Source organism: Pseudoalteromonas sp. NZS100, from assembly GCF_015864815.1.
GTDB lineage: Bacteria > Pseudomonadota > Gammaproteobacteria > Enterobacterales > Alteromonadaceae > Pseudoalteromonas > Pseudoalteromonas distincta.
In genome coordinates, this window is record NZ_JADYWM010000002.1 from 209191 (window position 1) to 235676 (window position 26486).

22 protein-coding genes are annotated in these 26486 nt (G+C 37.4%); 11 read left to right on the forward strand and 11 right to left on the reverse strand.

Annotated features, from left to right (window positions below; translation table 11 throughout):
• Nucleotides 1-286 precede the first annotated feature (286 nt).
• Both I6E69_RS02745 and I6E69_RS02750 read right to left on the reverse strand, forming a co-directional pair.
• Nucleotides 287-1270, reverse strand: a complete 984-nt coding sequence (locus I6E69_RS02745; RefSeq protein ID WP_197120596.1) for a Gfo/Idh/MocA family protein — start codon at nt 1268-1270, stop codon at nt 287-289.
• Nucleotides 1271-1310: 40 nt separating this feature from the next.
• Entirely contained in the window at nt 1311-2321 is a 1011-nt protein-coding gene (locus I6E69_RS02750) for an AraC family transcriptional regulator (protein ID WP_002960595.1), read from the reverse strand.
• A gap of 102 nt (nt 2322-2423) precedes the next feature.
• Between I6E69_RS02750 and I6E69_RS02755 the strand changes: the two genes are divergently transcribed.
• On the forward strand, nt 2424-4028 hold the full coding sequence (locus I6E69_RS02755) for a GMC family oxidoreductase (protein ID WP_197120597.1): 1605 nt from the start codon (nt 2424-2426) through the stop codon (nt 4026-4028).
• 27 nt (nt 4029-4055) lie between these two features.
• On the opposite strand, the gene I6E69_RS02760 is transcribed toward I6E69_RS02755, so the two are convergent.
• The 3 genes from I6E69_RS02760 to I6E69_RS02770 all read right to left on the reverse strand — a co-directional run bounded on the left by I6E69_RS02760 (nt 4056) and on the right by I6E69_RS02770 (nt 5763).
• Complete coding sequence (locus tag I6E69_RS02760) at nt 4056-4871, reverse strand: class I SAM-dependent methyltransferase (RefSeq protein ID WP_165723378.1); 816 nt, start codon at nt 4869-4871, stop codon at nt 4056-4058.
• 3 nt (nt 4872-4874) lie between these two features.
• Complete coding sequence (locus I6E69_RS02765; RefSeq protein WP_165723377.1) at nt 4875-5276, reverse strand: hypothetical protein; 402 nt, start codon at nt 5274-5276, stop codon at nt 4875-4877.
• 67 nt (nt 5277-5343) lie between these two features.
• Nucleotides 5344-5763 carry a DUF3429 domain-containing protein gene (locus I6E69_RS02770; RefSeq protein ID WP_149593146.1) on the reverse strand — a complete coding sequence of 140 codons (420 nt, stop codon included), beginning with the start codon at nt 5761-5763 and terminating at the stop codon, nt 5344-5346.
• Nucleotides 5764-6044: 281 nt separating this feature from the next.
• Between I6E69_RS02770 and ahpC the strand changes: the two genes are divergently transcribed.
• Together ahpC and ahpF are read left to right on the forward strand one after the other, a co-directional pair.
• Nucleotides 6045-6614, forward strand: a complete 570-nt coding sequence (gene ahpC / locus I6E69_RS02775; protein WP_002960601.1) for an alkyl hydroperoxide reductase subunit C — start codon at nt 6045-6047, stop codon at nt 6612-6614.
• Nucleotides 6615-6768: 154 nt separating this feature from the next.
• Nucleotides 6769-8343, forward strand: coding sequence for an alkyl hydroperoxide reductase subunit F (ahpF, locus tag I6E69_RS02780; protein ID WP_165723376.1), 1575 nt, complete (start codon nt 6769-6771; stop codon nt 8341-8343).
• A gap of 429 nt (nt 8344-8772) precedes the next feature.
• On the opposite strand, the gene I6E69_RS02785 is transcribed toward ahpF, so the two are convergent.
• The 3 genes from I6E69_RS02785 to I6E69_RS02795 all read right to left on the reverse strand — a co-directional run bounded on the left by I6E69_RS02785 (nt 8773) and on the right by I6E69_RS02795 (nt 12023).
• On the reverse strand, nt 8773-10794 hold the full coding sequence (locus I6E69_RS02785; protein WP_024605668.1) for an ATP-binding protein: 2022 nt from the start codon (nt 10792-10794) through the stop codon (nt 8773-8775).
• Between the two features lie 227 nt (nt 10795-11021).
• Nucleotides 11022-11243, reverse strand: a complete 222-nt coding sequence (locus I6E69_RS02790; RefSeq protein WP_007581825.1) for a hypothetical protein — start codon at nt 11241-11243, stop codon at nt 11022-11024.
• Between the two features lie 9 nt (nt 11244-11252).
• Nucleotides 11253-12023 (reverse strand): undecaprenyl-diphosphate phosphatase, encoded by a 771-nt coding sequence (locus tag I6E69_RS02795; RefSeq protein ID WP_165723375.1) that lies wholly within the window; start codon nt 12021-12023, stop codon nt 11253-11255.
• Between the two features lie 236 nt (nt 12024-12259).
• On the opposite strand from I6E69_RS02795, the gene I6E69_RS02800 reads away from it, so the two are divergent.
• The 3 genes from I6E69_RS02800 to I6E69_RS02810 are packed head-to-tail and all read left to right on the forward strand — an operon-like array spanning nt 12260 to nt 14381.
• A complete protein-coding gene (locus tag I6E69_RS02800) occupies nt 12260-12547 on the forward strand; it encodes a hypothetical protein (RefSeq protein ID WP_165723374.1) in 288 nt (95 codons plus the stop codon).
• Complete coding sequence (locus I6E69_RS02805) at nt 12544-14139, forward strand: PepSY domain-containing protein (RefSeq protein WP_182753073.1); 1596 nt, start codon at nt 12544-12546, stop codon at nt 14137-14139. The genes I6E69_RS02800 and I6E69_RS02805 overlap by 4 nt, the downstream gene beginning before the upstream one ends.
• Nucleotides 14136-14381: a hypothetical protein gene (locus I6E69_RS02810; protein ID WP_165723373.1), complete on the forward strand. Its 246-nt coding sequence runs from the start codon at nt 14136-14138 to the stop codon at nt 14379-14381. Before I6E69_RS02805 ends, I6E69_RS02810 begins: the two co-directional genes overlap by 4 nt.
• Before the next feature lie 8 nt (nt 14382-14389).
• On the opposite strand, the gene I6E69_RS02815 is transcribed toward I6E69_RS02810, so the two are convergent.
• On the reverse strand, nt 14390-15226 hold the full coding sequence (locus tag I6E69_RS02815; protein ID WP_165723372.1) for a patatin family protein: 837 nt from the start codon (nt 15224-15226) through the stop codon (nt 14390-14392).
• 167 nt (nt 15227-15393) lie between these two features.
• Between I6E69_RS02815 and I6E69_RS02820 the strand changes: the two genes are divergently transcribed.
• Nucleotides 15394-16266, forward strand: a complete 873-nt coding sequence (locus I6E69_RS02820) for an SMP-30/gluconolactonase/LRE family protein (RefSeq protein WP_165723371.1) — start codon at nt 15394-15396, stop codon at nt 16264-16266.
• Nucleotides 16267-16504: 238 nt separating this feature from the next.
• Here I6E69_RS02820 and I6E69_RS02825 read toward each other — a convergent pair whose 3' ends face one another.
• Nucleotides 16505-17944: a diguanylate cyclase gene (locus I6E69_RS02825; RefSeq protein ID WP_165723370.1), complete on the reverse strand. Its 1440-nt coding sequence runs from the start codon at nt 17942-17944 to the stop codon at nt 16505-16507.
• 197 nt (nt 17945-18141) lie between these two features.
• Here I6E69_RS02825 and I6E69_RS02830 point away from each other — a divergent pair, with 197 nt between their 5' ends.
• Nucleotides 18142-19035, forward strand: coding sequence for a cation diffusion facilitator family transporter (locus I6E69_RS02830; protein WP_002960617.1), 894 nt, complete (start codon nt 18142-18144; stop codon nt 19033-19035).
• Between the two features lie 69 nt (nt 19036-19104).
• Here the strand turns inward: I6E69_RS02830 and I6E69_RS02835 are convergent, their stop codons facing one another.
• Entirely contained in the window at nt 19105-23619 is a 4515-nt protein-coding gene (locus tag I6E69_RS02835) for an EAL domain-containing protein (RefSeq protein ID WP_165723369.1), read from the reverse strand.
• Between the two features lie 166 nt (nt 23620-23785).
• On the opposite strand from I6E69_RS02835, the gene I6E69_RS02840 reads away from it, so the two are divergent.
• The 3 genes from I6E69_RS02840 (at nt 23786) to I6E69_RS02850 (ending at nt 26432) form a co-directional block, all read left to right on the forward strand.
• On the forward strand, nt 23786-24337 hold the full coding sequence (locus I6E69_RS02840; RefSeq protein ID WP_165723368.1) for an isochorismatase family protein: 552 nt from the start codon (nt 23786-23788) through the stop codon (nt 24335-24337).
• Between the two features lie 120 nt (nt 24338-24457).
• Nucleotides 24458-25924, forward strand: coding sequence for a methyl-accepting chemotaxis protein (locus tag I6E69_RS02845; RefSeq protein ID WP_024597358.1), 1467 nt, complete (start codon nt 24458-24460; stop codon nt 25922-25924).
• Nucleotides 25908-26432, forward strand: coding sequence for a DUF6436 domain-containing protein (locus I6E69_RS02850; RefSeq protein WP_024608847.1), 525 nt, complete (start codon nt 25908-25910; stop codon nt 26430-26432). Before I6E69_RS02845 ends, I6E69_RS02850 begins: the two co-directional genes overlap by 17 nt.
• The last annotated feature ends 54 nt before the right edge of the window (nt 26433-26486 follow it).

The window sequence follows — 26486 nt, forward strand, 5'->3', positions numbered from 1 at the left end:
AATGGTTGCATTCTTGTATTACCAATTTAGTTTAAAATAATGTAATTGGCCAGCTTGATTGGTAATGTTTTTATGTGTTAGGTTAGATTTAAGGTTATTGAGTAATAAATATTGGTAATAAACCGAGTTGGGTTGTCAGTGTTAAGTTTGTTGTAGAAGTATTTGATTGCCCATGGATGGGGATCGCTATTTTAAAGTGTTTTGTAAAATGTGTCGTTGTACGAGAGCTATTTAAGCTTTCTTCTGGGCGTTAACTGTCGTTGGTTAACGCCCATATTTTATTTAATTAGTCGTTAGGGTACACAACCCCAAGCTGTTTGCGCGCTTCATCAAGAACGCTCATTACGTTACTGGCTAAAATGTGCGTATTAATTGGTGACTCAAGGATATTTTGCTTCACTAATGACATAAAATGCTCAACTTCGTATTTCATAGAGTGCTCATCAAACGGCTGGGATATAACCTCTACCTCACCATTATTAGCAATAAACTCCACCTTTTTGAGTTGCGATACGGCTTCTATTCGTATGCGTCCAAGCTCGCCTTGTATTTCGGTTATGTTGTCGCCTTGCGATATTTTAGAGTAGCTAATAACGGCTTGTTTATCAGCGTAGTTTAGTAATACATCGCCCGCACCATCTACACCTGTATCAAGTAATACGCCACTGGCACTTACGCTTTGCGGCGCTCCCCAAAGTGCAATTAATAAATACAGTGGGTAAATCCCTAAATCAACTAAAGCACCATTAGCAAACTCGGGTAAAAACGTATTTGGACGTTCACCATTTTTATACCTATCGTAACGCGATGAGTATTGACTGTACTGGCCAATATATTTACGAGGTGTGCCAATTTTTACCATTGCCTGTTGTAGCTGTTCATAGTTAGGCAAGTGAGTGGTCATCATGGCTTCCATGTAAAGGCGCTGATGCTTTTTTGCTGTAGCTATAATGCTTGCAAGCTCTTTAGAATTGGCAGCTGATGGTTTTTCGCCAAGGACATGTTTACCCGCTTCTAGACACATAACGGCATATTGTTTGTGTAAGCTGTTAGGGGCGGCTATGTAGACAGCATCAACATGTTTATCTTGGCAAACTTGCTCGATTGAGGTGAAAATTTTTGCTTGTGCATTTGGGTGTTTGGCTAAAAACGCTTCGCCGCTAGATACTGCGCGCGAGCACACCCCATATAAATTAAAATCGTTTAACGTATTTGCAGCGGCTAACAATGTGTCGCTAATAAAATTGGTGCCAACAATAACAAAGTTCATGCTCACTCCTTAGCTTAAATAAAAATAATAATAAGAGTGTTTAGTTTAACATTTTTTTAGTCCTATATGCTCGAGGGGAGCACCCAAACCAGCGTTTAACATTAACACTTAGTGTTGCTTGTTCCTGATACCCTAAAAGCTCAGATATGGTTGAGATTGTAAATTGGTTTTGCGCTAAATAGTGTGCAGCTAAAGCGCGGCGAGTGGCATCTTTTAGTTTTACAAAGCTCGTATTATGTTTGATAAGTTCTCGATGCAGAGTACGCGGGTGCATACCCAGCGCAGCTGAAATAGTTTGGTTACTACATTGATAAATAGGAAGCATAGGCCTAATTAGTGCACTAACTTGGTTGGGCAACGGTTGTGTGTGTTCTTTGTTTTTTGCCAAGAAGTTTAGCGCTGCTTGTACTTTATTTAGTTTAGGGTGATCAAGCTCAAGAGTTAAATCACTTTTTGAGATTACAATGCCAGCGCTGTTGCGATGCTCTATAACGTTACAACCAAGGTAAGTGTTATAGGCACGAGTATTAGTACTTAACTTTTTTGGCAAAAATATATTAATTGGTTTGCAGCGGTTATTACTCAGCTTTTTAATAACAGCTAATGCTAAACCAATGGTTAGCTCAATGACTTGGTTTATGTGCGGTAATGGTTTTAAATTAATTTCGAATGATAAAAACAAGCTTTTATCATTCTCTAAAGGGTGCGAGTTTAAGCTAAGTGCAGGGCTGTGTAAGTAAAGGTATTTAATAACCCAATTAAGTGCATCACCTAAATTAGTACTACTTTTGGCAGCTATTGCAATATGTCCTAAAATATCAAAATTTTGTCTACTTGCGAGCTTAAGGCCAAAACTAGAGCAATTGAACTTACAAGCACAGTATTCTAAAAGCTCAGCGTAGTCTCGATAAGGTAAATATTGGTTGTCGAGATTTTTAAAGTCAACGTTACTAATATTACAGCTTTGCATTATTTCATGCGGATCGCCGCCAAATTCGCTAATTAGCGTATCTATACCTTGTAATGACGTGGCTCTGATTAGGCTGCTCATGGTTAACCCCAAATAAGTGATGTCTAAAAATATCAAGTTTTATTGGGTTTTTCTATGCACTATTACTGTTAAGGCCGTTTAAAACTTTTATTAAGGTACACCATGAACAATACAACATTTGATTACATTGTGATTGGCGCAGGCAGTGGCGGCTGCGTTATGGCATCGCGTTTGTCTGAGGATAAAAATGTAAATGTTTGTTTAATTGAAGCTGGCGGCAGCGATAAAAGTGCATTTGTGCAAATGCCAGCTGGCATAGCAGCGAGTGTGCCTTATGGCATAAATAGCTGGCATTACAATACGGTGCCACAAAAAGCGCTTAATAACCGCTGTGGTTTTGTGCCGCGCGGCAAAGTATTGGGTGGGTCAAGCTCTACCAATGCAATGGTTTATATTCGCGGTAACAAATACGATTACAATAATTGGGCACAGCTTGGTAATGAAGGCTGGGATTTTGAGAGTTTACTCCCGTACTTTATTAAAGCTGAGAACAATAAAGCGTTTATAAATAATGAGCTGCACGGAACAAAAGGCCCGCTACATGTACAAGAGCTAAGTAATCCAAGCAATGTAAACCAATATTTTCTAAATGCCTGTGCTGAGCAGAGCGTTAATTTAAGCGACGATATAAATGGCAAAGAGCAAAGCGGCGCGCGTTTATCGCAGGTAACTCAGCACAATGGCGAGCGTTGTAGTGCAGCAAAAGCATATTTAACACCGCATTTAAACCGCCCGAATTTAACGGTATTAACCCATAGCCACGTTAATAAAATAAATATAGCTAATAAGATAACGCAAGGCGTGCAAATAGGGCGTAATAAGGAGGTTATTAATTTACGTGCTAAACAAGAGGTAATACTTAGTGCTGGCGCTATTAATTCGCCGCAAATATTAATGCTTTCGGGTATTGGCCCAAAAGAGCAGTTAAGTGCACATAACATTAAGGTTCAGCACGTACTTGAAGGTGTTGGCGCTAATTTACAAGATCACTTAACGGTAGTGCCACTTTATAAATCAAAAACAAGTAAAGGCACATTTGGTATAAGCCCGCTTGGCATTGCCAGCATTTTAAAAGGATGCGTTAACTGGTTTAGTAAACGAGAAGGGCGATTAACCAGTAATTTTGCAGAGTCGCACGCGTTTATTAAATTATTTGAAGGCTCGCCAGCGCCCGATGTGCAGCTAGAATTTGTAATTGGGCTGGTGGACGATCATAGTCGTAAATTACACACTGGGCATGGTTACAGTATACACAGCAGTATTATGCGCCCCAAAAGCCGAGGTACTATTACATTAGCCGATAACAACCCGCGTAGTGCACCGCTTATAGACCCTAATTATTTAAGCCACCCAGATGATTTAACTGTAATGCTTGCAGGCCTTAAAAAAACACTCGCTATTATGCAAAGCAACGCTTTTGATAACATACGCGGTAAAATGCTCTACCCGCTTGATATAAATAATGATGAGCAGCTAATTGAGTTTATACGCCAAACTGCAGATACCGAGTATCACCCAGTAGGGACATGTAAAATGGGGCAAGACTCAATGGCAGTGGTAGATACTAATTTACGAGTACACGGGGTGAGTAACTTACGCGTAGTTGATGCGTCGATTATGCCTACTATTATTACCGGCAACACAAATGCGCCGGTAATTGCGATTGCTGAAAAAGCGGCTGATTTAATTAAACACGAAAACGTATAATTGAATTAACAATAGCAGGGCTATTAATTAGCGATAAAACTCATTTAGCCATTGTTGCCAATCGCTTTCAAGATGTAGCATTTGCTGATGCTTTTTAGCGTTTAGATGCTTGGCTTCGTCCTCGCTTGCCACATAAGGCCCAACGCGGCATAGGGGGCAATGGTTAGATGTTAAGTATGCAGGCTTTGTAAGGCGTGAGCTTAATTCGCTAGTATGTTTATCGAGACTTTTTGGGCTGAAAACGTAAGTTATGCCGCTTGTGTCTTTAACGTGTTTATCGCGGTCAACATTACGAATTTTATAACCTTCAAAATGGCTAATATCAAATGGGATTTGGCCTAAATAATCTGCGGTTAAACCGTTATTTAAACTCCCTTCTATATTCCACTCACGATAAGGTTTTACATCCTTTGAGGTGATGTAACAAAGCATTGGCCCATTTTTATCAAGCGCGTATTCGTTAGCGTATTTAATAAATTGGTGCAGTAAAGCGCGGTTTAATACGTTCATACTGGTTTGGCGCGTGTTGTTTTCAAATGCTTCACGGCCAACAAATGCAGGTATAAGCGGAAACTGAAAAATAACCACATCAAAGCTGTGCTGGTTTTCACTTAGAGCTTGCCAACATGCAGGGTTTGTTACATCAAAACTATTAAGTACCTCAACGTTATGCGCTTTTAAGTTGCTAAGTGCATTGTGCTGGTACTTTTGCTCAATAGTAGTTTGGTCATCGTAAGTGGATGCAACCAAAACTTTTGGCGATAGATGGGTGTAAATAGCGTTCGAAAACGATAAATCGCCATCGCCTACGGTGAGTATTCGCCATTGAGGATTTAAATACATATTTTATTTAGTGTTTATGTGTGTAGCAGTATTATTTATATTGCTATTTGTTTGTGAGTCTTTTGCTAGTAAACGATGAAACGCAAGTCTGGTTTTTAATCCTTCGATTGCGATTTGTTTAATAATAAGATTAAAGGTAATTAAAATAGCAAAGGCAATATGAATAGGGCCGTGAGTGAACCCTGCATCTGTATCGTACAGTGTTAAACCGAATAGCAAAAATAAGACGACTAATAATATTTCGAGTAATTGACTTGAATAAAAGCTTAAACGACCTTCGCTTTTATGATCTTTTTTAATGCGAATAGCACAAAAAAATGGGATCACTTTGATTTTAAATGCAGCGTTTTTTTCTACGTAGTTTTCGCCAAGTTCGTCGAGTTGTTGGCGTAGTTGGTCAATCATGGTGTGTCCTCAAATAGCAGTGCGCGGATATTACCTTATTACCACGCAATATTTAAGTTTACAGCTGCTATTTAGGGTAAATACTCATACCAATAGTCAGAATGTGACAAACAAACACAACAGAGGTAAGTACAAAGCGCATTTTTTGATAATCTTTATGATAGGTTTGCCATTGTGGCGTGGCTTTTTCAAATATAAGTACTAACCAAAAACTAGCACCTAGCCAAGCCAGTGCCCACTCTACAGGTAAAAATGATACAAATGGAACTGGGATAACAGGTAATACCGCTTTAATTGCATTGCTATAGCTTTGCTCTCCGGCGCGCCATAAGTTACCCGCCATAAATGCTAAAATGGCGATACTGTAAAAAGTAAAAAACTCTAAGTTAAGGCTATTACTGCCAAACATGAGTGGCCAACCTACACACCCTAAAAACGGGATTAAGCCTAGATAACCTAGCTGTATATGGTTAACAAATTTTTCCATTACGGTGCGCCTTATATTTAATGACTTATTTGAAGCGGGGCTATTGTAGCAGTATTGCGATTAGCGGTCTTAATAATTCGCCAGCGTTTACAATTCAACTGATGTTTACAATAACAATGATTATATAGTTCAACCCAAAAAACCGATTGTTTTAATCTAAACAATCAATTTTATTTAATTTCCTATTGGCCTTATTGTACTACTCAAGCCAACGCAGAAGGTCGTTCAAAACGAAAGCGTTGATTACTTTTAAAATACATAAACACAGATGAGGAAATACCATGAGCACTTCATTAATTAATACAAAATTACAACCATTCAATGCAACCGCTTACCACAACGGTGACTTTGTAGAATTGTCTGAAAAAGATGTTCTAGGTAAATGGTCAATCTTCTTCTTTTACCCAGCAGACTTTACATTTGTATGTCCTACCGAATTAGGTGACCTTGCAGATTACTATGCACAACTTCAAGAAATGGGCGTAGAAGTTTACTCAGTATCTACCGACACTCATTTTACTCATAAAGCATGGCACGACACGTCAGACACTATCGGTAAAATTACTTACCCAATGATTGGCGACCCAACAGGGCGTATTACACGTAGCTTTGGTGTAATGATTGAAGAAGAAGGTTTAGCACTTCGCGGTACATTTGTAATGAACCCAGAAGGCGAAATTAAAGTAATCGAAACTCACGATTTAGGAATTGGCCGAAGCGCTAAAGAACTAGTTCGTAAAGTACAAGCTGCACAATACATTGCAACTCACGATGGTGAAGTTTGCCCTGCATCTTGGCAGCCAGGTGAAGACACACTTGCACCTTCACTAGACCTAGTCGGTAAAATCTAAGTATAGATTTATTCCTACTATAAGGGCAGGTAACTGCCCTTAAATCAACGAACATCCGTTTGTTGGTGCCTCCTATATCAATATACTTGTTTAAGCACATGCATTATTTGGCATGGGAGGCTTGCTGTTTAAATTTTCCTAAAAGGGTTAAGCCATGTTAGATAACAACATAAAAAATCAATTAAAAAGCCATTTTGAATCGCTTACTCAACCTGTTGAGCTGCTTATTGCCTTGGATGACAGCAAAAAATCAGCAGAAGTAGAAAGCTTAGCGAACGATTTAGCCTCACTGAGCGATAAATTTACGGTAATGAACAACCCAGATACAAGCGCGCGTCGCCCGTCAATGGTTGTACATTCACCTATTAAAAATACCCATATTACGTTTGCAGGCGTACCTATGGGCCACGAATTCACAAGTTTAGTGCTAGCACTTTTACATACTGGCGGACACGCAAGTAAAGCTAAAAGCGAAGACATTGAACAAATACAATCGCTCACTCAAGAACTCAGCTTTGAAGTATACATAAGTTTAAGTTGCCAAACGTGCCCGCAAGTAGTCCAAGCACTTAATACTATGGCAGCGACAAACAGCAATATTAAAGCGACCATGATTGATGGCGCATTATTTCAAAGTGAGGTAGAAGAGCGAAATATTTTAGCTGTACCGGCTGTGTATTTAAATGGCGAACCATTTAGCCAAGGTGCACTAAGCCTTACCGATATACTCAATAAAGTAGATAGCAAAGGGGCACAGCGCCAAGCTGAATCGCTAAGTAAAAAAGATAAATTTGATGTACTTGTAATTGGTGGCGGGCCTGCGGGCGCATCGGCTGCGATTTACTCAGCACGAAAAGGTTTAAATACAGGTATTGTTGCCGACAGATTTGGTGGACAAGTTGCAGATACATTAGCAATAGAAAACTTTATTTCGATTAAGGCGACTGAAGGGCCTAAATTGGTTGCTCAGCTTGAAGAGCACGTTAAAGAATACGATGTTGATGTAATGCATAATCAGCGTGCAGCGGCACTTGGTTATAACAATGGCTACGAAATTACACTAGAAAATGGCGCAGTACTTAAAGCTAAGTCGCTCGTACTTGCAACTGGTGCACGCTGGCGCGAAATGAACGTACCAGGGGAGCAAGAATATCGCGGCCATGGTGTGGCATATTGCCCACATTGTGATGGCCCTTTATTTAAAGGTAAACCTGTTGCCGTAATTGGCGGTGGTAATTCAGGTATAGAAGCAGCAATCGATTTAGCTAATATTGTGCAAAGTGTTACGGTACTTGAATTTGCAGACACACTACGTGCTGATGAAGTGCTTATTCGTAAAGCTAAAAGCATGGCTAATATTACCATTATCAAAAGTGCACAAACTACCGAAGTACTTGGTGATGGTAAAAAAGTAACTGGCTTAATGTACACAGATAGAGTTACAGGGGAGAGCAAAGAGCTTGAACTTGCCGGTATATTTGTACAAATAGGCTTAATACCAAATACTGAGTGGTTAAAAGACAGCGACCTTGAATTAAGTAAATTTGGTGAAATACTGATTGATGCTAAAGGCGCAACTTCATTACCAGGAATTTACGGCGCGGGGGATGCAACCAATACTCCGTTTAAACAAATTATTATTGCAATGGGCAGCGGTGCAACAGCAAGTTTAGGTGCATTTGATTATTTAATTCGTCACTCTGAAGAAGCTGATCAAAGTGCTGCTTAACATTATTTAATAAAAAATTTAGTAAAAACTCTCTTGATATAACAGCAAGGCTACACCCATAGCTGTTTGTTAACCCAAGCCGCCCTTCTCCAAAGGCGGCTTTTTTAATACTTAAGAATTAGCACACGATTTAATCGCACCCACCGCCAGAATCGCCGCCGCTACAATTTGTATGAGAATGCGATGAGTTACTGCTAGAGGAAACTGATGAGTCACTGCCAGTATAAGCTGATGATCCACGTGATGACTTAGCACTGATAAATGTAACTAACAGCAATACGCCTGATACGATAACTATTGTTATTGATGAGCTCCATTGCCCAGTGGAAACGCCTTTAAATACTGCAACAATAAGTACTGTTAGTAATATAGTTCTAATTATGTTTTTAATTTTATATCCTTATTTAACCAATCAGTTAGCTATAAAGGTTAGCTAACTTTAGCTGTATGCTCAAGCGCGTTAATAACCGCTTTTTCAAGTATGGGTAGTTTAAACGGTTTTGATATAAACATATCCATACCGGCTTGTTTGCAGGCAAGTTTGTCTTGTGATGAAGTATTAGCAGTTATAGCCACTATGTAGGTTTCTTCATGCGAGCAGATGTTTTCTGATCTAAGCTGCTTTGTTGCCTCAAATCCATCGAGTATGGGCATTATGCAGTCCATAAAAATAAGGTCATAATGCTTTTGGCGACATTTTAATACAGCATCTTGGCCATCAACTGCAGAGTCGGCTTTTATATTAAGTTTGCCTAAAGAAGCATGAAGTACCAACCTATTAATGTCGTTATCATCGACTACAAGCACTGATAGTTCACTGCCGTTGATATCTAACGTTGATTTAAGGCTTTCTTGTTTTTGTTCTGTCCCTTTCTCAATAGGAATATTTACTAAAAACGTAGTGCCTTTATTAGGTGTACTTTTTACCTTTATTTTTCCGCCCATATATTCAACAAGCTCTTTTACTATTGCAAGGCCAAGGCCTGTTCCACCTTTTGAATTCTTAGCATCTACTTCTTGAGAAAAAGGAGAAAATAGTGATTCTAAAAAGCCTTTACTCATTCCTCGGCCGGTATCAGACACTTCAATATTTAAAATTAGCTTATTTTTTATTTTAGAAAGGTTTGTGTTTAGTGTAACTGAACCATTCTCAGTAAATTTCAGCGCATTGCTTAGTAAGTTAGAGGTTATTTGGCTAAGGCGTGTGTTGTCGCTAAACGCCCAGCAGTTGTCATCAATTGTATTATTTACTTGTAGCGTTACATGCGTGTTTTTAAATAGAGGTGTATACAAAGAAGTTAAATCGGTAAAAATTGTTTTTAGTAAAAAGTCAGTAGGTTCAAGCTTTAGCTCACCATGATTAATTTTAGAAAAATCGAGAACTTCGTTAATTATACTGAGTAAAATATCGGCGCTTCTAAGTGCGATTTTAATTTTTTCGGCACGCACTTCTTCACTATGCTCGTCGACTAATGTTGTAAGCATACCTGTAATACCATTGAGTGGGGTTCTTAATTCGTGGCTGATTTTAGCAAATAGCATGCTTCTGTCTTCAAGTAGGCGCTCTGCTTGAGCTTGCTTTTGTTTAAGCTCTTCTCGTAGCATTACTGATTCGGTTACATCTTGGCAGGTGCCAAATAACCGCACGCATCGGCCTTCATCAAATTCGGCCTCACCAAAGGTAGCCACCCATAAGTGTTTATTTTTAGCGGTTACTACTTCTAGTTCTAAATTCCATTTTTTGCCTTTTTCTATGGCTAATTCTACCGCGCGAGTAATGCCTTCACGACTTGGGCCTTCTTTATAAAACTCGATTGCAGAATTCATTTGCGGTTGAAATTGTTCATCCACCTCATGTATGAGGTAGGTTTGCTCACTCCAGGTAATTTTATCGGAGATTAGATCAACTTCCCACGTGCCTATATTTGCAATGTGCTCTAACTTTAATAAAGTATTACTATTTTTTATGAGTTGTTCTTTAGCTTGGGTGCGAGCAAATTCCGATCCAAGCCATTGTGCAAATAATTCGATGTAGTCATAAGCATCATCGTTAAAAGCGAGGGAGTCTTTTGCGGATGAAAAGTTAACGGTGCCAAATATTTTATCACCAATTTTTATTGGCGCGCCAATATAAGACTCTAACTGAAAGTTTATATAACAGGGGTGGTTTGCAATTGCACTTTGAGATGCTTTATGAAAGGCAAGTGCAGAGCCAGCAGCGAGCGTATGTACGCAATAGGTGCCTTGTAATTCAAACACGGTACCGGGTAAAAGTGAGTTGTCAGGGGTTTTGGCATATAAAACGGTGTAGCTGTTTTTATCTACTTTACTAATAATACCTAGCTCAAGGTCAAATACTTCTAACCCAAACACTAAGAGCTTATTAATTTTATTTTCAAAATCAAGAGATTGATTAGAAACTATATCGTGAAAACATCGTAAAAAATTCAAAAGAAAACACCCCGTAAGCTTTTGTTCAATTTATATAATACATAGGCCAATTAGGGCATTGGTATTAGTTTAAAATCCAGTTTAGCAGTTTTAATTACTAATAACTAAAGTTGATACGTATTAAATTATATAACCTTATGTTTTTATGAACTAAGTTAGTGGTTTATTAATAGTGCTAGTTTATAGTGCAACATGCCGCCGAGCATATAATACTCAGCGGTATACTTTTAATACGTTGAATTTGGGGTATATTGCGGGTTGATATCGCCGCCTACTTCCTCTGGGTCAACATCGTTAATAAGCAGTGTTTCACGTACAGCTTCAATGTGATCAAGTACGCTTTGGTAGCGCTCGCCATATTCATACTTTGTTACTTCAATCGCTTTAGGCATGTAAGTAAAAGCTATTTTTAGGGCGTGGAGTGCTTCTTCGTTTATTTTTTCGCTCATAATATTCTCTTATGTGTAGGCTATAGCTAATAAAATAACACCAAATACGATTCGGTAAAGACCAAAACTAACAAAAGTGAAATTTTCTAGAAAGCGTATGAATAGTTTAATAGTAAAATAAGCGACTATAAAAGACGTTAAAAAACCCACAGCAAGGGCAGTTAGGTCATCTAAGCTAAACAGTTGGTAATGTTTAAGTAAGTCATATCCTGAGGCTGCTGCAAGTACAGGTAAACCAAGTAAAAATGAAAATTCAGCGCTGGCTTTTCGGTTTAAACCACACAGCATGGCACCAACAATAGAACTTCCAGCACGACTAGTCCCTGGAATTAACGCAAATACTTGTGCTACGCCAATCCAAAGAGCTTGTTTATAAGTAACTTGGGTTACATCGGTAGTTGTGCAGTGAGTCTCTTTATAATTGCGCTCTAATAGTAAAAAAATCACACCGCCTACAATAAACATAACACCTACTACTGGTACGCTAAACAGTGTTTTTATTACATCACTAAATATAAAACCAATAATACCCAAAGGAATAAATGCAATGGCAACTTTCACCCATAAATTGAAATGTTTAGGGCTAAACTTATCTTTATAGTTGGCTAGTACCGCTAAAATGGCGGCAAGTTGGATAATGACTTCGAAGGCGAGGTTAGCGTCTGTTGATTCAATGCCTAGCCACTTTGACGCTACAATTAAGTGCCCAGTTGATGATATGGGTAAAAATTCTGTTATACCTTCAATAATACCTAAAATAATCGCGTTAATTATATCCACGGTTTACTGCTTCCTGAAAAATTAAAAAGCCCGAACTCGGCTTAACTGAAATGACGCATTACTGCGTACCTAAATTGCGAGGCGTAGCATAAAAGCTCTTAAGGCAAACCAACAGTGTTATTAGACTTAATTTGTTTAATAAATTGCATTAAGCGATAAATGCACAATATAATAGTAATTGTTATCATTTGCATATGCTGTTTTGTATATGTTTGGGCAAATTTATTGAGCGAATAATGAATAATAAAAAAACGTTTACAGCTACACGGAGAAGGCACTTAATTGCGTGTGTTTTAGCGCTAGTTACAGCGGTAATAATGATTCCGGGTATGACAACCTATTTACCATTTCAAATGAATGAACAAATATTACTGCCTATTTTACTCTTTCCTGTTATTTGGACTGCGTTGTTTATTTATGCGTATTTGGCGCAAAAGGTATGGCAACCGTTTGTTGTAATGTTTGCACTGTGTGTATTACATGGTTTATTGAGTTTTTGGGCGTTAACGCAGGGGCAGGGATGAAGTCGATTACTTTAAAAAAGCTATTTTTATTACATAGCTGGGTAGGAATTATTACTGCTGTACTGCTATTTATTGTTGCATTTAGTGGGGCGTTAGCAGTGCTGTCGCGACCTGAGTTAAAAATATGGGCAAATCCAGAGCTACAATCTAGTCAACACGTTGCCAGCGCGCAAATTAATCGACTAGTAAACGAATACCATAAACAGGTGCCTAGTGAATTTGGTGAAAACATTCATGTGTTTTTACCAAGTGGACATAACTTTCATTTATTAACGTTGGTATTTGAATCCCACCATGGCGATGAAAACTATGACCAAGAGGTGGCCAGAGTATTTCAATTTCATCCCAATACATTGGCGCTGGAAAATACTTACTATGGTCCTAGTAAAGAATTTTACGCTAATAAAAAAACGGATGCGCCAACTTATATAGGTGAGTTTCATGCAGATTTGCATTTAGGGCGACCAATTGGGTTAATACTCACTGGTTTTTTAGGTTTAACACTTTTAGTAAGTGCAGTGACAGGCTTGTTTATTCATCGTAAATTGATAAAAGAGCTCTTTACGTTTAGGCGAGATAAAGGATTAGATATTGCAGTAAGCGATGCTCATAAGGTCATAGGTATTTGGGGCAGCGTATTTAATATTGTAATTGGTTTTACAGGATCATTTTTAGGGCTTGCGACCGTTATTTTATTACCAGCAGCTGCGTTTGTGAGCTTTGGTGGCGATCAAGATAAGTTAATAGAAACGTTTACCGCTATTCCTGAGCCGGTAGTTAGCCACATTAAGCAACCTACAAAAATAGACACTATTTTAGACAATGCTCATAGTCGTTACCCTGAAGCAATAATTAGGGATGTCACAATAATGGCGCATAACGATGCGAATGCGCAGGTGTATTTGCGTTTGTTAGGTGGCGAGGCTGTTGCTTCTCAATTACTGCATTATAAAGGCAATGGTGAGTTTGTGCAGTCGATGAGTAGTTTTGGTGATATTTCAGGTGTTTCGATAAAAGTAATTGAGTTGATGTTTCCGCTGCACTTTGGGAACTTTGCAGGGGTGTTTGTAAAATTACTTTGGGTATTGCTTGGCTTAAGTACTGCGCTTTTACCTATTTCGGGCATGATGATGTGGCTAGCAAAGCGTACACGTGGCAGTAGCCCGTCGCTGAGTGTGCAGGCATATGCACGCTGGAATCGTTTTATTATTGGTAGTTGTGGAGGCTTGGTATTAGCAAGCTTTGTGTTATTTCCTTTGCAAGTTGTACTTAATTATACCGTTATTGGTGTGGCGCAAAATAGCTTTTTTGGACCCGTGTTTTTTTATACGTGGTTGGCATGGTTACTCTTAAGTGTATTGCCTATAGGTTATAAAAACTATTTTAAGCTGACTCTTTTGCTATGCGGCGCTTCGCTTGCTTTGGTGCTGCCGCTCAATATTATATTTGGCGTGAGTAATGTTATTAACCTTAATAGCTCGCTTGTCGCGATAGTAGATATAAGTTTTATGGTGGTGGGTATCGCGTGTATTTTTGGTGCCTTAAAAATAAAAAACACACAAAAATTACAAGCAGAGGTACAACCCGCATGAACGAACTACTAATTATAATTGCCATGGTAAGTCTATTATTAATGATGCTTAATATACGCAAAAACACACTCACAATACCCACTAAAGCTTTTTTATGTACACTGCTATTTAGTTTAGCGCTGATATGCTTTATGAGTGTTTATGGTATTTTAGGCGGTGCAATATGCACCGTTGTAGGAGCTATGTTAGCAGGGTTACTAACTGCAGTTATTGCGGGTAAAGCGCCGCAATTATTAGGGTAAAAATGCAGTTATTTAGCTAAAAAGGCCTTAGCAGCATCAACTCCCATATTGTAACCACTATTAAGTATTTCAAACTTTTTAGTGGTTCGGCCAACTTTAAAATTAGCTGGTGGAGCAATAATATTGATTTTGCAGTCATTTGGTGGATTCATAATAAAATCGATAGACTTATTATAAAAATCAGCCCTATCTAAGGTCGCTTGAACTAATGCAGGATAGTTTTTATACATTTTTTTAGTAAGCCAAGGTGCCTTACTTGGTTTTTTACGATAGCCTAAACATTGAGACAAAATAACGGTGATTTCGCGTGCACCCATTTCGTAAGCTTTTATAACCGGAATTGAATCAGCAACACCGCCATCGGTCATCGCTATGTCATTAATAATAGGGTAGTCACGATATGCAATGGGTATAGCGCATGATGCTTTTAATTGATGCACCATATCGGCGCTGGTGGCTTTTAAATAGTGTGCTTTGCCTGATTCGATTGCCGTAGATACAATATAAAACTCTTGTGGAGTTTGTTCGAATACCTCTGTATGAAGGCGTATTTCGCGAATTGTTTCTTGCCATAACCAATCTAAATCAAATAAATGACCACCTTTAATAAAGCGCGCTAAATTAATAAATTCAGGACGGCATGAATAGTCGGTAATCACTTTATAATTTCGCATCGGTTGTTTGCATAAAAATGCGGCTATATTAGTTGCTCCGGCTGAAACACCAAAATAGCGTTCAAATGGCTGGTATTGCTGTTTTAAAAACTCATCAAGCACACCAGCGGCAAATATACCGCGCATTGCACCGCCTTCAACGACGAGTGTGTTTTTATTATTGTTGTTCATGGCCAATCCTTTTTATGAAATTTGATGTTATCAACTCAGTCTAAAAAATGCGATAGAGATTACTGAAGATGATAAAAAATTAAAGCCGGGTACACATCGCGAAACTCACTGCTTTCTGGTAAGGTTTAGTATTACAAGGCTTTGTTAATAATAAAGAATAACTACTTATGTTTGATCCTAGCGTAACCATTTTTGAAAGCACACAGAGTCAGCTTGCAGAAAGTCCTCTTTGGCATCCTATGCTGAACACTTTTTTTTGGGTCGATATAAATAAAAAATTACTTTTAAGCAAAAATATACACAGCGAAAGCCAACTAAAAACCGTGAATATGCCCGATACGCTCAGTGCAATAGCGTGGATTGATGAGCAGCACTTATTGCTAGGGACAAGTACTGGTATATACAAATACCATATTAATTCAAGCACTCGCCATCTTATCCTTAGTATTGAAAATACACAGCTAAATCGACGTTCAAACGACGGCCGTGCTGATCCATGGGGTGGCTTTTGGTTAAGTACAATGGATGTAAATGCTAAAAAAGGGGATGGTATAATATACCGTTATTATAAAAACCAGCTTAAAGCCGTTGTAAGTGGTTTGAGTATCCCAAATGGATTGTGTTTTGATAAGTCCCGTTTACGCGGTTATTACTGCGACTCTTTAACTAGTTGCATTTATGTATTAGATTTGGATGAGAAAACTGGTGAGCCTTGCGCTGAGCCACGTGTTTTTTATCAATTTAATAATACTGATGTTGACCCCGATGGCTGCGTAACCGATAAATTAGGCAATTTGTGGCTAGCTGTTTGGGGAATGGGATGTGTTATGTGTTTATCCCCAAGCGGTGAGCTAATTAAAACAATAGAGCTTTGTGCATTAAAACCGACGTGCACCGCCTTCGGTGGTGAAAATGCTGAGTTGCTACTTGTAACATCGGCATTTGATGAAGCGATTAATAATACTGTTGGTGAACAAGGCGCTGTATTTCAGATCTCCGGTATAAAAAAAGGGCAGTTTGAGCCGCCCGTTTTACTGTAACTTGTAATTTTCAGTGATGATTAGCTTTTAGGCGTAACCCACATAATACCACTTCTTTTTTAGTTACTAAAACCTCAGTACTGGCGATAATTGGTTGCTCACTTTCAACGCCTTACTTAGCTTACTACGCGTAAATCACTGAGTAGTTGTATTGTTTATAATTTCAGGTGTATGGATTATCACTACAGCAAACTTTAAACCACTAAAACTCACTGCAGTGAGCCACCTTAGTCGGTTTTTAAAAACTAGCTATTTTATTTCTACCTGTTTCTTTTGCGTTATAAAGGGCTATGTCGGCGTTAGTTATAACCTCTTTGGGTTTTGTTTTGTGATTGGGTATGAAACTATAAAACCCAATGCTTAAAGTGAGGTATTTACTGACAGTTGAAAAGTTATGTTCAATTGCGAGTTCTGCGATTTTTTCCTGAATAAGAACAGCAAACCTTTGACAGTGTTCTGTGTCGACTGCAGGTAAAACTATCGCAAATTCTTCACCCCCGAAACGAGCTGCTAGATCACCTTCGCGTTTACAAATATTGTGTAGCGCTTTGGCCACTCGCTTTAGCACTTCATCGCCAAGCTGATGCCCATAGTTATCGTTATAACGCTTAAAAAAATCAATATCACACATAATTAAACTAATGGGTTCCTTATTACGTGCACAGCGCTTAATTTCGCATTTTAAAGTCTGATCAAAACAGCGTCTATTAGCAATGTTTGTAAGGCCATCAGTATTGACTTGTTTATTGAGTTTTTGGTTGGCGTTAATGAGTTGCTGCTGAGTTTGTTGAAGCTCTTGCTTATAATTTAAATTTTTGAAAGCATTAGCAAGCATTTCACCTACTAACCTTAGGCGAATAAGGTCTAAATCTGTCCAATCTCGCTTTTGAACAACACAATCACAGCCAATAAAGCCAACCAGTTCTTTGTCATAACGTAATCCAATGCAAAGTACCGATTTTATTTCTTGTCGCTGGAAAATCGTTTTTTCGCTCATTGCTTGAATGGGGAGCAACGTTACATCATTCACTCTGAATAAGTGGGTACGGGCCATCGAACTAAAAAAATAAGGGAGGTCGCTTTTTAAAAGGTTTTGTAAGTCGTCTTTAAAAGCTTTGATACCATCATTGACCCATTCGTGAGTGTTATTAATAGTTTTACCATCATCGGAAAACTTAAAAAGATAACTCCTATCGGCATTGCAAACCGTACCGACTGCTTTTAATGCATAGTTGATATGCTTATCAACATCGTCATTTTGAATATCAATTAAGTCAGTTGAGATGTTCGATATAATATTATCAAAATCATATTGTTCATCCACGTTGTTATTTAATATATCGATAATAATAATGGAGTTTGAATTAGGTAAATTTGCAAATTTTACGTTGAGTAGCAATTTGGATGATTGTTTCGATAAAATAAACTGGCATTGGTTATTTGCCGTAAAATAATCAAAGAATAGCTCCTCGATCAACAGATTTTTTTTACTGTGATGATTGGTTAAAGTGATGTGTGAAAAATCAGTTTTATAAAAATGTGATTGGTCTTTTAAGTCAAACAAGTCCTGTGCCTGGCTGTTAACTTTAAATATATCTTCATTTGCATCATAAAGTAATACACAAAACGGCAATAACTCCAAGTTTTGCCATGCTTCTTCTGATAGGTTATTACTCACTCAACTCTCCATGTGTCCAAGCCATAATTAAATTCTTTTTCTTTACTAACTATTAGCACATTTTTTTTGATTTACTAAGTTTTTAGTGCGTTTGCGGGCAGTACGTATTATAATTGATACTGTATATCATTACCCATTTCTACTCTAAGCCATCTTTGGCTTATTTGCACTTTAAGTATAGGTTATTCAAGCATTTCATGACAGAAATCACTACACACCAAGCTTCTCGTCGTCGGTTACTCATTGCGCTAGCAATTACGTGTTCGTTTATGGTAATTCAGGTTATAGGTGCTTATTATTCTAATTCGCTTGCTGTTCTTGCTGATGCGGGGCATTTGTTTGTTCACAATAGCTCGTTATTCATCGCACTGATAGCATCAAGTCTCGCTATTCATTTTGCCAAAACCTATAACGATGGCCATCAACGAGCAGAGCTTTTTGGTGGCCTAGTGAACGGGTTTTTATACCTAGCAATCAGTTTAATTATTTTGTATGAAGGTGGTGAGCGCTATATACACCAACATGAAGGAAATGAGCTGGCTATCAATAGTTATTTAATGTCGGTTATTGCTGCTATTGGTTTTTTATTTCATGGGGCTGCTGCATGGGTTTTATATAAAGGCCGCAAAGCGAGTATTAATGTGTACGCGGTATTTTTACACTCATTCTTTGATCTGATTTCTACCGTATCGACATTTGTTGCCGGTATTCTTATATATTTCACAGGCTGGGTTGTAATCGATATTTTATCGAGTATGTTAATTGCTTCTTTCGTATTATTCACCGGTATTAAGGTCATAATTAGTTGTATAAAAGGTTTACGCCTAAATAAAGCGAAACTTCCTAAAGTTACTGATATTGAAAGTAAAATTACAGATATGGAACATGTTCATAATGTCCATAACGTCACTGTAACGCGCAAGTATAATGGTATTGTAGTAGGCGCACACGTTGTCCTTAAACAACATTGTACGATTGAAAAACATGATGAAGCGTGTCGTATGAAGGTAGAGCAATTATTAGCCGAAAAATTTAATGTACGTAATAGTGTATTACAAATCGAAAGCCATGAATGCCATCATATCCATTAATAGCATCTAATTAATATAAAAGCGTGTAATAATGATTAGCACGCTTTTAATGTTTCAAATCAAATCAAATCAAATCAAATCAAATCTAATCAAATCAATGATATTGCTAAAACAATCGCTTTTACGTAAGTCTTTAGCATTCATTGGTTTTGCAAAGTAATAACCCTGTAATACATGGCAGCCAACCTCGGCTAAAAAGAGCATCTGTTCGCGCGTTTCTACTCCTTCTGCAATGCAGTATAGATCTAAGTTTTCTGCCAATGAAAAAATAGTTTTAATAATTGATTCATCTCCCTTATCTATACCAATACTATTTACAAAGCTTTGATCTATCTTAATAACATTAATAGGGAATTGGCTTAAGTAGGTGAGTGATGAGTATCCTGTACCAAAATCGTCAAGCAGTAATTTAAACCCAGCAGCTTTTAGGTTTTGCAGCTGTTTGGCTGCTTTAAGCTTATCTTCTAATAAAATACTCTCTGTTATTTCGAGCCTTAATTGTCTTGGATGAACTTGAGAGTCCGCTAATATAGCCATTAACCGCTGTGTTATGTTTGTTTTTAAAATGTGTTTAGGCGATAAGTTTAAAGATATATAAAACAACGGGTTTTCGCTGAGTATAGGTGCAAGTTCAATTAGTGAACGGTGCAAGGCTTGCTCAGTAAGAAGTTCTATTAAACCGGTTTCCTCAGCTACAGGAATAAAAAGAGCTGGAGATATTAACTGGCCTTCATTTTTCCAGCGCATGAGTAACTCCACGCCATTTATTGTTTTCTCTTCTATGTCGATAATAGGCTGGTAGTGATTAAAAAATCGGTTGTCTTTTACTGCATCTTTTAAATCATTTTCAAGCAGTAATTTTTGTTTTATTAGCTCATTCATTTCATCGCTAAAAAACTTAAAGTCGTTTCTCCCGCCTTGCTTAGCGTGCATCATTGCAACATCGGCATTACGGATGAGTATATCTGTGGTTATAGCATCGAATGGGTACAGAGCTACGCCAATACTTGCTGAAATATTAATAGAGAAGTCTTCAATAATTACTTTATTAGCTAATTCATTACTAATTTTTCTTACGGTATCGCGAAGAGATTGGAGTGATTTTATATTTTGAATCAGCACTAAAAATTCATCACCACTTTGGCGGCCAAGTATAGCGTCCTCGCTAAGCATGCCGCTTACTCTTTGGGTGATATTACATAAAAGCTTGTCACCTACTGCATGACCAAAAGAGTCATTAACAGGTTTGAACTTATCTAAATCAATAAATAATAATGCGCATTGGGTATTGTTTTTATCGGCATATTTAATCGCCTTTTCAATGTTTTGATACATTAAACTACGATTAGGTAGATGTGTTAGAGGGTCAAAATTAGCCAAATAGCGCAGTTCGTTTTCAGCACGTTTTTGTTCAGTTAAATCTGTAATAACAATCACATAGTAACTTGCAGTGTCTTTTGTTACAGCTGTGGCACTTATATGTATTGGGTGTTCGTTATTTCTTGCTGTTCTTATATAAACATCACTTTGCCAGTTTTCAGTTGGTTTTAATTTTTTTAAAATACTAGCAAACTCTCTGCACTTATCTTTACCAATTGCTTTAATAAACAATTTAGGGCTAATTTGGGTGGCCGTTTGCTCGTTTGAAAATGTTTCAATAAAACTATTGTTCGCAGAAAATGGCATTAAACGCTTATCGAGTATAAGTAACCAATCGTTTATTTGGCTAAACGCTTCACCTAAAATTTTTGCTTGTTGCTCATTAGCTCGTTGCTCGGTGATATTGGTATATATGCCAGAAACATATAGCGGCTCATTTGTTTGAGGATCGTATATAACTTGCCCTGTATCTTGATACCAGAGCCAATGGCCATTTTTATGCTGTAAACGGTAAGTTGCTTGCCAGTTTTGTTGTTTTTTGTACTTGAAGTAGTTTTCCCATTGGTTTTCAAAACGACGTCGATCGTCTGGGTGTATAATCGCTAAAAATTGATCTATATGCACGCGTTCAGGTAAGTCTGTATAGCCTAATTCACTTCCTCTGAGCGTATTTACGGAAGCGTCTTTAAAGTTATAATCCCATACGCCGCTTTTATTATTTTTAAGCGCGAGTTCTGTTTGCTTTTGCGAATGAATAGTCGCTCTATGGGCTTGTTCAATTGCTACTCGGCGGCTGCGATACTGCCAAAAAATAAAAAATAACACCCCAAGAATTAAAATAATGTAGGTGGCTATAGCAATGGGCGATTTCCAAGGAGCATACGCCACGTTGATATTAAGTGTTGTAGGCTCGCTTGTAATAATACCATCACGATTATGTGCTGATATTTTTAGTGAGTAATTACCAGGTTGAAGCTTTGTGAAAAACACTTGATTAGATTGTAAATCTTCATATGTAAGAGACGTAGGCCCTGAAAGGATTACTTTATAATATGCTTTATCAATATTAGGGTAAGAGAAGTTAGAAAAGCTAACCGTCAATCCCATGTCTTCATAATTTAATTCAAGTGGTTTGCTAAGGTATTTATGAGGGTTGTAATTGAGTTCCCTAGTAAGGAGGCTAATATCAGTAATGGCTAGATTACTTTTTTGTAGTTGTTCTTTTTCATTAAAGTCTATCGGGTCAAGAAGTAAGGCTCCAGCATTGCTACCGAATATAAGCCTGCCATCGCTTAGTGTTGCTGCCGCTATTGGTGTAAATTGGTTTATATTCAAACCGTCTTTTACTGAAAAACTCACTACATTGAGAGTATCTAGGTCTATTTGATACAGACCATTGTCGGTACTTGCCCATAAAAAGCCGTTTTTATCGGGAAGTAGTGAATAGATAGAATCAGTATTAAACGAATTTTTTAATCCTATATAGTGCTTTCTTTCATAAGTAACGGGGTCAACGCCGAGCAAACCTTCGTGAGTGGTTGCTAACCATAAAATGTTTCGTTTTGAGTCTAAGTAAAAGTTTTCTACAGTGTAAAAAATATCTTCTTTAGGATTAAAAGACTGAAATATAGTCGTTAAAGTTTTCGTTTTTTCGTTGTACCTAAGGAAGCTTTTTGATGTGCCAAGTACAAACTCTTCAGGATGTGTGTCGAGGTGTTTATAAAAAGCGTAAGAAAATAAAGGATCGACTTGCTCTTTGAGCCCCTTAATAATTCTTGTTTTTCCTGTTGTTTCATTAAAAACATAAAAATTATCATTCGACATAAATGCATATGTGTCTGCAGATAACTGGGCAAAGCCAAATAAGTTGGATTGGTTAATTACATTTTTTTCTGTGTCTTTATTTTCAATAATTTTACCCGTTTGTTTATCAAACAGTTTAAAACCATCGAAAGTAACAAGCCAAAGGAATTGATTATCACCAATTGAAGACGCAAAAATATCATAAACGGCAGATGCCCCGTATATTGCTTTTGAGTCGGTTGAGCTCAGATATACATCACTTTTATTTGTTGTTTTGTCGTACCGTGCAATTCCATCTTCTGTTCCTAACCAAATAATATTATTTTTGTCTTGGTAGGTGGCATGAATAGTATTGTTACCGGGTAAAGTAATGTGTTTAAACCGTCGGGTTATAATTGGCCATGTAAACACGCCCTGGGTTCTAGATGCGAGCCAAAGTACGCCGGACTTATCAACCATTAGATCGTTTATTGAGTTTTCATTAATATTAAACTTACTTTTTTCATAATTTAATACGAATTCTAGTTCTTTGGTTTCGCGGTGATAACTGAACAATCCACTTTCGGTTGCTACAAACTCCCCGTAAACAGTATTGGCATAATCCCATATATTATAATCAGGGATTAAAGTTGTAATATTTGCTGCAGATATATTTTTGGTATTATCGAATGCTAATTGATACATGCCTTCAACAGTACCAACAAGTAATCCTAATTCATTATCAATACTTAAGAATTTGACGTTTACATTATCTATCGTATTTTTTTCAGGGGGATGAAGAGGTATTTTTACAAGTTCTGAATTATCTATATTTGCAGTGTATAAACCATCATTTGTACCAATATATAAAGTGTTTTTATATATTGTTAATGACCGAATGTAGTCACCTTTATTTGGTAGGGTTAGCTTAAATGTAAAGTGTTTACTCGTCTCATCAAATGTATATATTTGAGCATCTATGGCGAAATAAAAAGTGTTTTGTTGCTGAGTCATTGCAGAGATCGGAGAGAACATTTTTTGTTCTTTATCTATTTGACCAGAATAGATTTTTTCGGTTTTTAAAGTGAGGGGATCTATTATATAGGCACCAGAAAGATCTGTTGAGACAATGATTTTTCCGTCTTCGGCTTTAAATAATGCATAAATATAGTGTTTATCCAGGCCAAAGCCGCCACTAAAAGTTTTTACATTATATCCATCAAAACGATTTAAACCCTGTTGGGTTGCTATCCAAATATAACCAATATCATCCTCTTGAGTCTGCAAAACGTAACTTTGCGATAGGCCTTCGTCAGTAGAAATTCGTTGTAATTGCTGAGCATAGTTTTGTGATGCAAAAGTGCTTTGGATGCATAGTAAAAAAGTAATGGTGATATGAAAAAAAAATTTGCTCAAACGCACTTATAAACACTCTCAGTGGAAGATAGGATGATGCTTAGCTAGATAGTAAATATAGCATAAGTTTTTATTTTTTAATTACAAATAATATACATAACGCTAAAAGTTCTATTTTTAAATAGTGAGCTACTCTATACAGATAATAGTAAATGCTTATAAGGAGAGTATAGTGCTTTTCTCTAATATTGATGCAAAAAACAGCGTGTTATTAGTTATAGACTTACAAGAGTTGCTTGCTCCTGCAATTAAAGATTTTCCGAATATTTTAAAAAGCACATTGCAGTTAGCTCAAGCGGGTATTATTCATGGCGTTCCATGTTTAGTAACGGAGCAATATGTGAAAGGTTTGGGCGAGACTAATCAGCAAATTAAAAATACGTTACCTAATGCCACGTATTTTCATAAAACGTACTTTAGTGCGTGTGCAGAGCCTGGTTTTGTTGATACGTTAAAAAACCATGGTAAAAAGCAAGTTGTTGTTGTGGGAACTGAAGCACATGTGTGTGTTTTACAAACATGCTTAGATTTAATAGAAAATGACTTTGAAGTTATTATTGTTTACGACGGAGTTGGTTCGAGAAACCCACAACATAAAAATTTGGCGATTGAGCAGCTACGTCAAGCTGGAGCTGTAATTTCATGCGCTGAAATAGTAATTTTTCAATGGACAAAAAAAGCTGCTACGCCTACTTTTAAGAAAATACTGCCTATAATTAAGTAAGGCTTTGAACATTTTTATATAACGTGGATGATATTTATTAGGAGAGTTGCTCCAATTTAGGTGTTGTGACGTACATATATTAATGTGTTTAATACACTACAAATTTTATTAAAGGGTTTTATGTCTAGTGTCACTCGGTTATTTATCATAATTTTTAGTCTTCTATTTGTTGAATCCATAGGGATTGGTTTGTATTTTGGGACGTTAACCCAAGCATTTATTGTTGGACTACCACTTTGTTTACTCCCTATCTGGTTACTTAAAACACAGCCAGATAACCCTATCACTGCACATGTAGTTGCAGCTGCAATAATGATGTTTTCTTTTTTACATATTCAGCAGGCTTTTGGGTTAATCGAAGTACATTTTGAAATATTTATCTTAATGGCTGTACTTATAATGTTTGTACAGTGGCGAGTGTTTATTACCGCTATTATTTTTGTAGCGGTTCATCATTTATCTTTTTATTATTTACAAACTCAAAATACGGGTTTTTACGTATTTGACCCTGATAGGCTTGCTTTTACTACGGTGCTTATTCATGCTGGATACGCAATAGTTGAAGTATTAGTTGCAGGCTATATTGCAAAAACGCTGCAACGGGAACGTCGTGCGGGCTTATCTTTAAGTTATGCGACAGAACAAATAATGAAAGATCCTGAAAACATTAAACTCTCTCTTCGCGCGGATGACACTAAAAGCGAAGCTGTAGCAGGATTTAACACATTACTAGATTACTTATCTGATGTTATTAAACAGGTACAAACTCAATCAGAATCATTGCAAAAAAACTCACAAGAGCTTATTGATGTTCACGATCAGTTAGCGAGTGGAGCGGTTCAACGTACGCAACAAACTGATGATATTGCTAATTCTGGCGCTCAAGTTGCCAATGGCTTTAAACTTGTAGAAGAAGAAAGTGAGGTGCTTAAGCGCCAAGTTGACCATATTACACAATCTGCAGGTGATGCATTAAAAGAAGTGCTTCAAACAGACGCTAAAAGTAGAGAGTTGTTAACACTGCTTAACCATACCGAAGAAAAAATAAATCACTTAGTGGCAGCGGGCGATGTTATTTCAGGGCTTCTTAATGAAATATCAGGCATTGCTGAGCAAACAAACCTACTTGCTTTAAATGCCGCTATTGAAGCAGCCCGCGCAGGCGAACACGGTCGAGGTTTTGCTGTTGTTGCTGATGAGGTAAGATCTTTGGCCAACCACAGTAAAGCAACAACAGATAAAATTAGTCTTACATTAAAAGATCTTGTTAATAATAGTAAAACGTCAACGCAATCAATGAGTCAGTGTGTGAGTTTTGTAGTTGATTTAACAAGTATTAGTGCTGCAATGAAAGAGAATATTTCAGCAATGAGCGAGCAAATAGCCGCAGTATCTTCAAGCTCTGACTCAGTTGCACAAGTGGTAGCCGAGCAGGCAGGTAATACCGAGTTAATAGCAAGCAGTACTGATACTATGCGCCAAAATCAGTACCAAGATACGCAAATAGTGCAGCAGTTAACCGCTAAGGTGCAGTTAATCGATGTAAGTATTGATGTATTAGAGCAAAGCATTGCCAAGTTTAAATAAATCTAACTCTTTTGTATTTTCGCTTATAGCTATATGGCTTGTTTGTGTTGTTGCAGGGTTAGTTTATTTTCAGTTAGAGCAACTTAAGCCGTTTGATAGCTCAAAAGTTTTATTGCAAAAGCACTGGTTTAATAACTTTAAAAAGCAATTGGACTGGGTTGACACTAATGAAGCGTCGTTAGTGCTTATAACTGAAAAAAATTGCGGGTGCACCATACAGGCTAAACCACATATTTCATCGTTGAGCTCTTTTGCTGCCAATAAAGCTATGAAGGTTGTACAAGTTGAATTAACACCAAAGCTTAAACACGTTATTCCGGCAACGCCTGCCGCCGTTATTATTAATAAAAACGGTGAGTTTGTTTATGCCGGTCCGCTCTCTGAAGGATTAGCGTGTGCCCAAGGAAGTGGCTTTGTTGAAACTGCGGTCACTAATTTAGCTGCAGGTTTTAATTCCAACCTTTTAATTACGCAAACCAAGGGGTGTTACTGTGTAAACAATGCATAAATAACGTGCAGAAAAAATTAAAGCTCGCACTTGAATTAACAGGTTCGAGCTTTA